This window comes from Moraxella sp. CTOTU47616, assembly GCF_032017465.1.
Lineage (GTDB): Bacteria > Pseudomonadota > Gammaproteobacteria > Pseudomonadales > Moraxellaceae > Faucicola > Faucicola tetraodonis.
This window is the reverse complement of the sequence record NZ_DALZPU010000002.1, coordinates 69,815-82,951: the sequence shown is the minus strand read 5'-3', so window position 1 is coordinate 82,951 and position 13,137 is coordinate 69,815. Positions and strand designations below refer to the sequence as shown.

11 protein-coding genes and 1 tRNA gene are annotated in these 13,137 nt (G+C 40.8%); 9 read left to right on the top strand and 3 right to left on the bottom strand.

The window, feature by feature from the left end; all coding sequences use genetic code 11:
• Window positions 1-31: 31 nt before the first annotated feature.
• Window positions 32-988 carry an AEC family transporter gene (locus RTS10_RS02475; RefSeq protein WP_312539085.1) on the top strand — a complete coding sequence of 319 codons (957 nt, stop codon included), beginning with the start codon at window positions 32-34 and terminating at the stop codon, window positions 986-988.
• A gap of 22 nt (window positions 989-1,010) precedes the next feature.
• Here RTS10_RS02475 and RTS10_RS02470 read toward each other — a convergent pair whose 3' ends face one another.
• Window positions 1,011-2,900 (bottom strand): Lnb N-terminal periplasmic domain-containing protein, encoded by a 1,890-nt coding sequence (locus tag RTS10_RS02470; protein ID WP_312539084.1) that lies wholly within the window; start codon window positions 2,898-2,900, stop codon window positions 1,011-1,013.
• 384 nt (window positions 2,901-3,284) lie between these two features.
• Here RTS10_RS02470 and RTS10_RS02465 point away from each other — a divergent pair, with 384 nt between their 5' ends.
• Entirely contained in the window at window positions 3,285-3,575 is a 291-nt protein-coding gene (locus RTS10_RS02465; protein WP_219331352.1) for a YeaC family protein, read from the top strand.
• A gap of 133 nt (window positions 3,576-3,708) precedes the next feature.
• Here RTS10_RS02465 and RTS10_RS02460 read toward each other — a convergent pair whose 3' ends face one another.
• Window positions 3,709-5,022 carry an acetyl-CoA C-acetyltransferase gene (locus tag RTS10_RS02460; RefSeq protein WP_095355327.1) on the bottom strand — a complete coding sequence of 438 codons (1,314 nt, stop codon included), beginning with the start codon at window positions 5,020-5,022 and terminating at the stop codon, window positions 3,709-3,711.
• Window positions 5,023-5,371: 349 nt separating this feature from the next.
• Between RTS10_RS02460 and RTS10_RS02455 the strand changes: the two genes are divergently transcribed.
• From RTS10_RS02455 to RTS10_RS02440, 4 genes are all read left to right on the top strand, one after another.
• A complete protein-coding gene (locus tag RTS10_RS02455) occupies window positions 5,372-6,754 on the top strand; it encodes a 3-oxoacyl-ACP reductase (RefSeq protein ID WP_312539083.1) in 1,383 nt (460 codons plus the stop codon).
• A 257-nt stretch (window positions 6,755-7,011) separates the two neighbouring features.
• A complete protein-coding gene (locus RTS10_RS02450) occupies window positions 7,012-7,908 on the top strand; it encodes a MaoC family dehydratase (RefSeq protein ID WP_312539081.1) in 897 nt (298 codons plus the stop codon).
• A gap of 107 nt (window positions 7,909-8,015) precedes the next feature.
• Window positions 8,016-9,359, top strand: a complete 1,344-nt coding sequence (locus RTS10_RS02445) for a serine hydrolase domain-containing protein (RefSeq protein WP_312539079.1) — start codon at window positions 8,016-8,018, stop codon at window positions 9,357-9,359.
• A 70-nt stretch (window positions 9,360-9,429) separates the two neighbouring features.
• Complete coding sequence (locus tag RTS10_RS02440) at window positions 9,430-9,849, top strand: HIT family protein (protein WP_312539077.1); 420 nt, start codon at window positions 9,430-9,432, stop codon at window positions 9,847-9,849.
• 40 nt (window positions 9,850-9,889) lie between these two features.
• Here RTS10_RS02440 and modA read toward each other — a convergent pair whose 3' ends face one another.
• Window positions 9,890-10,831, bottom strand: a complete 942-nt coding sequence (gene modA / locus RTS10_RS02435) for a molybdate ABC transporter substrate-binding protein (protein ID WP_312539075.1) — start codon at window positions 10,829-10,831, stop codon at window positions 9,890-9,892.
• 241 nt (window positions 10,832-11,072) lie between these two features.
• Between modA and RTS10_RS02430 the strand changes: the two genes are divergently transcribed.
• The 3 genes from RTS10_RS02430 (at window position 11,073) to RTS10_RS02420 (ending at window position 13,044) form a co-directional block, all read left to right on the top strand.
• Window positions 11,073-11,159 (top strand) — tRNA-Leu (locus RTS10_RS02430).
• Window positions 11,160-11,480: 321 nt separating this feature from the next.
• The gene (locus RTS10_RS02425; protein WP_065252762.1) at window positions 11,481-12,596 is read left to right on the top strand and encodes a polysaccharide biosynthesis/export family protein; all 1,116 of its coding nucleotides are present in this window, start codon (window positions 11,481-11,483) and stop codon (window positions 12,594-12,596) included.
• A 16-nt stretch (window positions 12,597-12,612) separates the two neighbouring features.
• Window positions 12,613-13,044: a low molecular weight protein-tyrosine-phosphatase gene (locus tag RTS10_RS02420; RefSeq protein ID WP_312539072.1), complete on the top strand. Its 432-nt coding sequence runs from the start codon at window positions 12,613-12,615 to the stop codon at window positions 13,042-13,044.
• The last annotated feature ends 93 nt before the right edge of the window (window positions 13,045-13,137 follow it).

Here is a 13,137-nt window from a genome sequence, read left to right as displayed (position 1 = left end):
ACTTTTTTATTTTCTACTCAAAAAAATTATTATGCTAACTGCCTTCCTCTTTGCACTAAAAATTACCTTGCCCAATATCTTGCTGATGTTATTGGGGGTGATGATGCAAAAAAAACAAACCATCAACCAGTCGTTTGTTGAAATCGCCTCTGATATGGTCTTTAATTATTGTCTGCCATGTTTGCTGTTTTTTAGTATTCTAAAAAGTGACATTCATTTTGCGGAGCAGGTCGATTTGATTAAATCGGGATTGATGGTCACTTTTGGGCTGTTTTTTCTCGGTGAGCTATTTGCCTATTTTTTTGTCAAAGACACCCGCGATAAAGGTGTGTTTGTGCAAGGTGTCTTTCGCAGTAACATGGCAATTATGGGACTGGCGACTGTGACCAACGCCTATGGTAGCCAAGGCGTCAGTATCGGTGCGGTTTATATGGGTCTTTTAACCATTGTGTATAATGTGTTGTCTGTGATTAGCCTAAGCAGAAATGACAACAACAGCCAACGCGTGGTTAAAAAAGCCATCACCATGACCAAAAAAATCGGGCAAAATCCGTTAATTATCGCATTGGTATCAGCGTTTGCTTATAAGTTATTGCAGCTGCCGATGCCGCCTGAATTTATCATCAAAACAGGCGAGTTATTGGCGGCGGTAGCGTTACCTTTGGCTTTGATTTGTGCAGGCGCGACACTCGATATTAAGTCGATGCTCAATATGACAGGCGTGTCTATGCAGGCAAGCATCGGTCGAATTATTGTAGCGCCTATCACCGCGGTCGTGGTGGGTGTATTGATGCAATTATCACCGATACAAATGGGCGTGATGTTTATTATGGTAACATCGCCTGTTGCTGCTGCCAGTTATGTGATGGCTCGCAGCATGGGGGGCAATGAAATATTAGCGGCCAATATTTTAGGATTTACCACCGTGTTTTCCATGTTTAGTTTAGCCATCGGCATGGCGTTGCTACGCCATTTTGGCTTGGCTTAGCACAAAATTGGCTAGGCGTAGATTATTCAAAATAGTGTAGCCATTTTAGCGCAACTTCATCAACGTTATCGATATTGTCAGACTTTGGCAGCCATTCACGGCTAGCGGTGACCCGAATCGCATTGGTTTGATTGATATCATATTGACTACCAATACTGAGTTTGGGCTGCCAATAGCTTTCATTATCACTATCGCCACTTAACCAAAATGGCAGTGTTAATTCCGATATCGCGCGCCAATTTGGACGCAATTCTGCATTGCATCCGACATTGACACCAAGCCCAACACGATAACCATGATATAAGCCCTTACCAAACTGCGCTGCAATAGTGCCCAAGCCATAGCAAATATTGGCGGGCATATCGCCTGTATTTGGGGCAGCGCTACCGATCGCCACGCTTTTACCAAATTCACCGCTGATATTTGCGACCAAATGATTGTCTATAGCGCTGTGGTCATCTTTGTTGCTACTGTCGATACCCTTGATACCATCAAAGACTCGCTGTAAGCCAATATTGCCACCCCATGAAACACCTTTTTTTGCGCTATTAATCGGATGCAATGAACGCACATCAAATAATCCTAGCTGCTCAAGTTGTACGGTATCTTGGTGGTCGGCGTTGTCATGGATGCTAAGACCCATACTCAATGCCGTCAATTGTGAGCCTATGGGATAGCCGTCAATTTTATCTAACGCATCACGATACACCATGCGATAATTTAAAGTGACAGCCTGGTTGCTGTCTAATTTAGGTCGTCCACTGACCCTATCAAACGACTGCTGGCTGACCCCGATATCAAATCGACTTAAAGGATTAGCCAGTTCAGGATTGTCGCGGCTAGGCAATATTTGAGGACTTGACGCTATATCTTGATGGGGATTGTTAAAAGCCTTGGGATGATTTGTCGCGTTGCGGGCATTTAATTGCGCTTGCACTACAGTCGGTGTTGAAGGACTAAAATTGGTAGCGCGAATCAAATTTTCGTGGTTTAGCATGCGTACCACTTGGGCGGGGGAAACCATCGGGGAGTCAGTGACTAAAAAATTTTTATCGGGAAAAATAGAATTTAGTAACACCAAAATTTCAGAGGCGCAATTATCGGATAACAGATAATAAGGCAAATTTTGGTCTTTAATTTCCCAAGTTCGATAGGCAAGTTGTTTAACCTGTTTATCAGTAAGATTGAGCTGATATTGCCATACGTTGCGCCCATTATCTTGCAAATATTCTTTAATACCTTGCTGATAATTGGTCATGGTAAATTCGCCCGTATTGCCACCGATACTGGATTTGTAAGCAAATTTTAAAAAATGCTCACCGTCAGTGACTTTCGGGGTGAAGTTCAAATAGTATTGATTGCTAAGATCGGCATTATCAAATCGCAAAAAACTATGGGCAAATGCAGACGGTGGGCTATCTAAATACTCACTGGCAAAAATTAATGAGACGGATTGGGGATTGATTTTTTGTAGCCATGAATCGAGCGCATCGCAATGTTGATTAGGGATGGTTGAGGTATCGATGGCTAAGTTTTCAATGAGCCACTGTGTACGAGCGGGAAAGCGACATTGGACAGAGGCATTATTTTTTTGACTTGGGTGAAATAACTGTGTGAGCATTTCATCAAGTTCTGCTTGTGGATTTTTGGCGCCTTGCGCGCTGGCAAAAAATTGTCGTTGGCTCGCTTGTGAGTTAAAACGATTGTTGACCCGACTTTCAAAGGGCTGTTTTGTGGTGACTGTTTCAGGATAATACAATAATCGCAGCCACGCTTTTTGCGCAGCTAAGTTTTGCTCATGGGCTAATGTTAATGCCGTTTGCAGCGTTTGGGTAGTGGCAATAGGCGTCGGCTTAGATAGGGCAGTGTTAGACAAAAAATGCTGAGCTGGCGCAGGTGATACATGTGACACAGGCGCTGCTAACGCACAATTTTGGCCAGATATTAGGCTTAATACAAAGACTGCTTTAGCCAACTGCTTTTGATTAAAAGCTGTTTTCTTTTGATTAAAAACGCTGGTTACAGCATGTTGATGATAACCGTATTTGAGAGAGTTCATAGCGGTGCTCTTTTTTATAAGGTAAGTTTTCAAAACTTTTGATAAGCAAAGCATATAATATCTGTGTGCAAATTAACATTGCCCAATTTGTAATCACGCCATTGTAGGCAGCTATCTGGCTATAAGACAACTTGCCAAATAGATTTTATCCGCTTAATTTGCTATAATTTTTTAATTATTTAGCAAAATTTTTTTAAACTATTCTGATTTATTCAAGGGTATAAGGACAATTCAGTCATGGATAAACAAGCGATTTTATCAGCGTTAACGCCTGAAATTGTTGAAAAATTTCGTCAAGCGATTTCGCTTGGCAAATGGGAAGATGGTCGAAAGTTGACGGAAGAACAGCGTCAAACTTGTATGCAAGCGGTGATGGTGTGGGAGCATGAGTTTTTGGTTGTAGAAGAGCGTACTGGCTATATTCATCGACCCAAAAAAGCGGCAGAAGACTGTGATATCGGTCATGATCATCACTACCCAAATAAACCGCAGGACGAGGACGGTGAAAAACCGATTAAATTTAGTTAGGCGATAAAAAAGGCGAGTTCATTATCTCGCCTTTTTTACATTATTTTTTTAAGTACTTATTTATCAGTTATTTGAATACTTAAGTACTTAGGTATAAGTACTTAAGTATAAGTAATTGGTATTAGTTACTTGATTATTTTTCTAAAATGGCGACCACACCTTGTCCGCCCGCCGCACAGATAGAAATCAGCGCACGACCTGACCCTTTTTGATCCAAAAGTTTAGCGGTGCTAGCAAGAATGCGACCACCGGTTGCGGCAAACGGATGCCCTGCAGCAAGTGATGAGCCATTTACGTTGAGTTTACTGCGGTCAATCGCGCCAAGTGGTTTATCAAGACCTAAGCGTTCTTTGCAAAAACTTTCGTCTTCCCATGCAGCAAGTGTAGACAATACCTGTGAGGCAAATGCTTCATGAATTTCATAATAATCAAAATCTTGCAGCGTTAATCCTGCACGTTCCAACATACGTGGCACAGCATACGCAGGTGCCATCAATAAGCCTTCTTTAACACCTTTTTTACCTGTAAAATCAACTGCAGCGGTTTCTTGGTAGGTGAGATAAGCAAGCGGTTTTAATCCATTCGCTGCAGCCCACTCATCTGTCCCTAATAACACACAAGATGCGCCATCGGTCAACGGTGTTGAGTTGCCCGCCGTCATGGTTGGGTTGGCATTTTTCTTACCAAATACAGGTTTTAATGACGCCAATTTTTCTAACGAAATGTCGGGACGTAGATTATTGTCGCGTGTTAAACCCTTAAATGGCGTGATTAAATCATCAAAAAAACCCTCATCGTACGCACGCGCCAAGTTTTTATGACTATTAAAGGTAAACTCATCTTGCGCTTCACGGGTGATCGCCCATTCAAGTGCGGTGATGGCTTGGTGGTCACCCATCGATAATTTAGTACGCGGTTCACCATTTTGCGGTGCATCAATCAAGTCTTTTGGATTAATGCTTAATAACGCTTGTAAGCGATCTTTATTGGTTTTGGCATTATTAAGTTTTAACAGCGCTTTACGCAGCCCATCACCAATGCCTAAAGGGGCATCAGAAGTGGTGTCAACACCGCCTGCAATCCCTGAATCAATCAGCCCCAAGGCGATTTTATTGCTCACCGCGAAAGCCGCTTGTAGTCCAGTACCACACGCCTGTGACACATCATAAGCAGGCGTTTGTGGACTTAACGCCGTGCTTAACACACATTCACGGGTGAGATTGATATCACGGCTTAATTTAATGACCGCGCCCGCTACTACTTCACCCAAGCGTTTATCTTGTAAGTTATAGCGTTCCACCAAGCCATTAAGCGCAGCCGTCAACATTTCAGAGTTGCTGACATTGGCGTATTGGCCATTTGAGCGAGCGAATGGAATACGGTTGCCACCTAAAATAGCGACCTTTTTGCCAGTAGGCTGGTGAGTGGGATGTTGAAAATTGTCCATAGAAAAGTCCTTTTGAGCAATCAATTAAAAAAATTGGCTAAGCTTAAACCAAATAACTTTTTAAAAATAACTAAATTTTTTAAAAATAACTAAACTTTTTAAGTTGCAGTGATGTTACCATAAAACTTAGACAAAAATATCGCCTAAAGGTATATATATAACGATAATTTATATAAATCAATAAAACCAATAAAATTTTATTTGATATGACTATTCAAGGCTGCTTGATTGGTATAAAATTTACACAGTAAATAGGTTTAGCAGCTGTATTTAATTGAGTGTTTAACTTACTTTTTAATTGAGCCTTATCTAATAGCCTAAGCAAAACTAATTCTTCAAAGGAGTCCTTATGTCAGACCATTATTCCGAATTTGTGCAAAATCCATTGGGACGTAAGATTGCCCAAAATTTGGGGCTACCGATGCCAATCAGCCTTGAGCGTTATAAAGACGGTCAAGCACCTGTGACAGGCAGTGTCATTTTTGGGGTCAGTGAAAACGCTGTCCTGGCAAATGACATCGCCAAAGTATTGGCCAATGTGCAAGCGGATGTCTATCTAGACCTCAATGAGTCAGCGCGTGATGCTTTACAAAATGCGCAGATTGACGCTGAGCAGTTTGGCGCGAATCAGTATTTTAAAGTGGCTATTTTCGATGCTTCAGGTATTAACACAACCCATGAGCTGAAACAAGTTTACAACTTCTTCCATCCGATTGCGCGTTCGATTGACCGCTCAGGTCGCGTTATCGTTATTGGCTTGCCACCTGAAAAATGCACCAGCATCGCACAGGCAGCAGCCCAGCGTGCTTTAGAAGGATTTGTCAAATCCGTCGGTAAAGAATTTAAGCGCGGTATCACAAGCCAGCTTATCTATGTAGACCCAAATGCGGCGCAAAACCTTGAATCTACTTTACGTTTTTTTGCCTCACCGCGTTCTGCTTATGTGTCAGGACAAGTGGTCAGAGTGGGTGAAGGCAACCCAGTCACGGTTGATTGGCAAAAACCTTTAAAAGATAAAACACTGGTAGTGACTGGCGCGAGCCGAGGTATTGGTGAAGCCATCGCAAAGGTATTGTCGCGTGATGGCGCACATGTCATCTGTGTCGATGTGGCTGCCCAGCAATCAGACTTGCAAAAAGTAGCAGGCGAGATAGGCGGCTCTACTTTAACATTAGATATCACAGCAGACGATGCCGGTGAAAAAATAGCCGCAGCGGCAGCCAAACGTGGCGGCTTAGATGGTATTGTGCACAATGCAGGCATAACGCGTGACAAGACATTGGCAAAAATGGATGATAATATGTGGGATGCCGTCATGAACGTCAATCTCAATGCGGAAGAAAAAATTGATGATTATTTACTCAGTCATGACAGTTTCAATGAAAATGCGAGAATTGTATGCGTATCATCCATTAGCGGTATTGCCGGCAATTTGGGACAGACCAATTATGCCATGAGCAAAGCTGGCGTGATTGGCGCGGTACAAGCAACTGCGCCTACGTTAAACAACGGCATTACCATCAACGCGGTAGCGCCAGGATTTATCGAAACCCAAATGACCGCTGCGATACCTTTTGCGATTCGAGAAGCAGGTCGCAGGATGAACTCAATGAGCCAAGGCGGTTTACCGATTGATGTGGCTGAGACCATTGCTTGGCTAGCTTGCCCTGCATCGGGCGGCGTCAATGGCAACATTGTCCGCGTCTGTGGTCAAAGTGTGTTGGGCGCTTAATTTTGACGGGCTGAAAAAATCAGTATCGAGCATGTCGCTACTGATTTTTTTTAATCATTTTTTCTAAGTCAAACTTAAACTAAGCTTTATGCAAAAAATCAACAATTAGATTGTGACATTCGATTATAATAAACTAAGTTCTCAGATTTTGAGATCTGACCGTAATGAAAAGTAATGGAATATACCCCGAATACTATCTAATCAAATAGCCATTTTGTAGCTCAAGCTTAAAAAGTAAAAAAGTAAGGACAGTCTGTATGTCAGACCAAAATTTTAGTCGTTTGCCAAAGCCGCACACCACCTATGCCAATATTATCAAAAGTTTTTTGCCTATTGGTGACCAAGACAAATCAACCAATGCGGTGTTGCCCAATGCTACTTATAGCGTCAATACGCTTGAAATCGACCATGATAATTTAGCCGATTACCGCAGAATTTGTGGTTTTGAAAACAATAGCTACGTGCCGCCGACGTATTTTGCGGTGCTGTCACAGTCGTTACAGATGAACATGATGGTCAAAGAGCCATTTCCCTTTGCCATGCTAGGCTTGATTCATGTGCAAAATACTGTTACCCAATATCGGCGCATTAAAGATAGCGCAATTTTTAGAATGGCGGTGAGCTTTGCTAACCTGCGCGACCACGATCGTGGTAAGCAATTTGATTTTGTGACTAAAGTTTTTGAAAAAGATGAGCTGGTTTGGGAAGGGACTTCGACGTATTTATCACGCCAAAAAAGCAAAAAAACGACTCACAAAGCATCGACGACGCAAGTAGAACCCAAGCCCACACTTGATGACAACGATATGCATGAATTTTGGGAAATTCCCGAAGATATTGGGCGTCGCTATGCGTTTATCTCTGGGGATTTTAATCTGATTCATTTGCATCCTTTATCCGCCAAAGCATTTGGTTTTCCAAAAGCCATTGCCCATGGTATGTGGACAAAAGCCAAATGTTTGGGTGCGTTGGGTGATTTGCCAGAGAGCTTTACCTGTGATGTGACGTTTAAGTTGCCGATTTTTTTGCCCTCTGAGGTAGAGTTTATCGCAAAATTTGATAATCGTGATGAGCAGGTGGATTTTGGTGTGTATGATCCCGCTACGCCAAAAGCCAATTTGATTGGGAAAATCACCCAAGCGCAGGCTAAATAATAGCGATAAATAGCGATAGAAAAATCTCAATAAGGGTTCAATGTTAAGCGGCTATTTTTTAGTAGGGTGTTTTTTAGCATAGGATTTTTTAGGATGCTATTGAAGCAATGAAAGATTTAATGGATTATCAAGCGCTCAATCAAAGCCTAGCACAACTGTTATCACAATTTGATCTTAATCAAAAGGTAGGTGGCTGCAGTCTTGTCATTTTTCATGAAGGTAAAGCGGTCACTCAACTGGCCCATGGCGTAGCAAATATTGATAAAACTAATCAGCAAATTACCCCTTGGCAGCCATCTACTCTATCGCTGAATTTTTCGACAGGCAAGGGAATACTGGTTACGTTGATTCATATTTTAGTGAGTCAAAACCTTTTAGCGTATGACAAAACCCTTGCTAGCTATTGGCCAGCGTTTGCCCAAAATGGCAAAGATAGCGTCACTTTGCGTGATATGCTAACCCACGAGTCGGGATTATTTAATATTGTCAGTATTACCGAACATGCCAAAGACATGCTAGATTGGCAATTGATGCTCAGTAATGTTGAGCAAATGGCATTAAATAGTCCAACTAATACGCATAGTTCAGGTAGTGGTTCAGCTAATAAAGATTCTGTTAATCAGTCGACTCAATCCAGTGCGGATTCTAGCGCCGCTTATAGTGCCTTGGTATCAGGCTGGGTATTAGGTGGGCTGATTGAAAAAGTAACCCAATTGCCCCTGCAGCAAGTGCTAGAATATTATTTATTGGAACCGCTTAATTTGGTCGGTCAAGCTTACTTTGGGGTACCCAAAGACAAAGTCGAGCAGGTTGCCGGTCAAATACGTGCCAAAGAGACTCAAGCCAAACCTTTACTCACTCAAGATGCCGACTCAACGCTACAATTTTATCAATCCTTGCCTTTTTACCCCGAGTGGTTAACATTGTCTCAATCGGGCTCTCCTTTGACAACGCAGGCCATTAACGCGCTGTATTTTCAACCTGCTAATATCAATATCGAAGACTATAAGTCAGCACTGGTACCCATCGGTAGTAGACAATTTAATTATTATCACCCTGTCACGCTACAGGCGAAAATTCCTGCCGCAAATGGTGTCGCCAGTGCGATAGCGTTGGCTACCGTCTACGCCATGCTTGCAAATCGCGGTGTTTGGCAAGGTAAAACGTTAATCAATTCTGCTGTTTTTAAGGCGCTTTCAACCATTCATAACGAGCAATTTGACAAAATCATGCCAGCGGTAATGGCATGGCGACTCGGTTATCATCGCGTGTTTAGTCTGTTCCATGATGTGTCTGATGCATTTGGACATATGGGGTATAATGGGTCTATGGCTTGGTGTGATCCCAGTCGCGCATTAGCAGTGAGCTTTGTACATAATTATGATGTCACTATGCTGGGTGATGATCGCCAATTTATCTTGAATGAAACCATATTAGATTTTTTTGCTTAGCCTAATTGCTAAGGCTTGTTTCTTAGTCTTGTTTCTTAGCCTCATTTATAGAATAAAAGGAATGTAATCAATGCAGTATGACAATCAAAATATTTTTGCCAAAATTCTTCGTGGTGAGATTCCTAGCCATAAAGTTTATGAAGATGACAAAACGCTTGCCTTTATGGATATCATGCCGATGGCAGAAGGGCATGTTTTAGTCATTCCAAAATGTGAAGCCGTCGAATTGTCGGATATGCCAGCAGATTACATTGCGGCAGTTTTCAGCACCGCGCAAAAAGTCATGGCAGCGCAGCGCAAGGTATTTAATCGCCAAGGTATTGTGCAGATGCAGTTAAATAATGCAGAGGCAGGACAATCGGTATTTCATTACCACGTTCATTTGATTCCAAGCAGTATCTATCATCTCGGCTTGCATGAAGATCGTCAAGGCGATCATGAGCGTCTAGCAGCGCTGGCTAATCAATTAAAATCAGCGATTGCAAATTAATTCGCGACTTGCAAGTAGCGGATAATTAACACCCAACCCCCTATTTGCAAGCAGGTAAGATAGTTGTCGAGGTACAAATCGGCAAAAACCCCGCATCGGTTAAAACATCTTGTGCTTTTGCCGATTTTAGATAATCCACAAAAATTTGACTGGTGTCAGGTTGATTCAAAATAATGCCATCTTGCAGAATTGGCGGATAACTATTTTTAGGCAGTATCAAATAGTTATTGCTTAGTGTATTGACATTTTGTAGGGCAATGTTATTGGGTTTATTCAACACTTGCGAGAGACCTACAAATCCAAAATCTGCTTTCCTACTATCCGTTAACGCAAAAGTTTCATCTAGGGTATTGGTATAAATAATCTTAGGCTTGATATTATTATAAAGGTTTTGATTGACCAACCAGGCTTCTGCTGCCACCCCATAAGCTAAATTCTCTGGATTGGCTATCGCTAAACTAAAGGGTTTATTGTCGAGCATCAACTGATCGAGCGTGGTTGTAGGGCTAATGTCCATGGGATATTTATGACTATAAAGCACTAGCTGACCACGGGTATAAGTAAAAGGCGAAGATTTAACACCCTTAACACTGGCAAGCATTTGCTTTGGGTAAGTCTGATTACCCGATAAATAAATATCAAAGTTTTGTGGATTGGCATTTACCGTATTATAGAGCGCAGCATTGGGCTCAAAGGTAATTTGAATCTTTATATTCGGATAATTGTGATTAAAATCTGATACCAAAATAGGCAATACCATGCGAAGATTGGAAAAAGCGGCTATATGTAGATTTTCAATCGCTTTAGGTGAAGAGGCAATAGGTGCATTGTTTGAAATAGCTTTGGTAGTTTCTTTGGTAGATTGGTTATTTGGCGTCGTTGAATTTTGATTGCTATTTGAAGAATTACAACCCGCCATTAATGCTGTGACAATACATAGCATCCTATTGAAAAAGTTCGAGGCAGGTTGATTAAAAGTCATAAATTAACAAATTTTACCCTAGTTTTAGCGATATTATGATTAAGTGGCGGGCAAGAATACTATACAAAGTAGTAAGTGAGTGTGTAAAAAACGTATCGATTTTATTGAGAAATTATTTTTTAGGTATTTTTTGTTTTGACGCAGAAATAATTTAAAAAGTTGTTGCAAAAAAAAATAAAGTTGCTAAAATACCACCCCACATAGCCAATTACAGATAAACTAAAAAGCTATAGCCATCTATGCCAGTGTGGTGAAATTGGTAGACACGACGGATTCAAAATCCGTTGCCTTTAAAAGCGTGTCGGTTCGAGTCCGACCACTGGTACCAAATTAAAGCTCCTAATAACAGGGGCTTTTTTTTTGAACTAAAATTGCTTTATAAAAGAATGATTAAGGTATTATTTTTAATTGTTTATCAAGCAAATCTATAATGCTATAATGGATTACATGTTACTCAGTCGCAGTGCTAATACTTTTGTTAGGGGCTAATAAAAAAATTAAGTGGTGATGACGGTCATATTGCTTACTTAAATTTACAAAATTTACAAGCGTGTAGCATTCAACTTTGATTACAATTACGCACTATTATTGGTTTACTGTTAGATTTTGCCTTTTATCCTACGAGCCTTTTATCTTACGAGATTGTCACATGTTAGCAAAGCTCATAAAACTATCGCCTTTATTATTAGTTATATCTATTAGCGCCTGTAGTTCTAAAACCGCTATTACTAGTGGAATGTATTCGGGTAAACTGCCAGAAGTCTTGACGCCAGATCAACCTGTTTCATTTGTTGCAGATAATGGTATACGATTTAATGTGGCTGAGTTAAGTGTAAACAATATACCCGCTCCTGATATTTTTGCTAAAAGAACGGTCTCTTTTCCTCCATTGACAAGAGGCGGGGGTGTATATAATCGTATTGCTAAAGGAGATGTATTAGGAATTAATCTTCCGGGATATCCTGAAGTTGTTGGTACTAGTTCAGCAGCAGGGAATAGCATTTACGGCAGTGGCTTTTTAGTTGATCAAAGCGGTTATATTCAATTTCCAATGATAGGACGAATAAAGGCAGAGGGGCTTACAGTAGCTGAACTCACTAGTCAATTAACTATTCGTTTATCACGTTATCTTAAACATCCAGATCCACAAGTTCGTGTACTTTCCTACCGTGGTAATAAATTTTATGTTGATGGCCAAGTAAAATCGCCTGGGCAATATGACATTGCGGATCAGCCTATCAATCTTTATACCGCTATCAGTATGGCAGGTGGTACGAGTGAAAAATCTGATACAAATAATATCCAGCTGATTAGAGCTGGAAGAACCTATAACTTTGGTTTCAAGTCACTGCAAAATGCTGGGTATTCTCCTAATCAAGTGATAATTCGTAATGGTGATACAATCAAAATCGGTGATTTGACCGAAAATAAAATTACTGTCATGGGCGAGTTTAATAAAATCAGTAATATTGAAATTCCTGAAAACGGTATCAGTTTGGCTGGAGTCATAGGGGAAGCGAATGGATTAATTGGTACTACTGCGAATGCTAAAAAAGTTTATGTATTACGTGAAAATTCGTCGAATAATGCTAATATCTATTACGTTGATATGACTTCCCTAACAAATTTTTCTTTAGCAAATCGCTTTAAAATGCAGCCGGGTGATGTGGTGTATGTAGACCCAACTGGTTTAACACGCTGGAATCGCATTCTTAGTCAAATCCTTCCTTCAGCGGCATTACCTGGAGTTGTAAGACAATTTTAATAGCTAGGTTTTTATTATGTCATTTAAAAAAATTTTAGTGGTATGCGTTGGTAATATTTGCCGTAGTCCTATCGGTGAAGCGCTCTTACAGCAGCAGCATCCTAATCTAATCGTTAAATCAGCGGGATTAAGCGCATTAGTGGGTGAAGGGGCAGATGAAAAAGCCATTCAAGTGATGGATGAATGGAATGTTGATATGAGTAGTCATCGCGCGCAGCAGCTTACCCAAGAATTGATGCAAACCTTTGATTTAGTACTGTGTATGTCCAAAGATCAAGAGAGTTGGATAAAACAAAATTACTCAAGCCAACGTGGGAAAGTATATCGGATTGGTCACTGGATAAACAAAAATGTAGCCGATCCTTATAAACTACCTATTGAGAAATTTTATGAAAGTCGAGCAGTACTCAGTGAAGCCGTAGAAAGTTGGAAGGATAAATTAGCGTAAATTCTGACGCGAACAAGTTTTTCGAAATTATAAGAAAGATTTATTTATTCTGTAACAATTAAAATGTATTTTATCGTAGTTTAGAATCAAGTG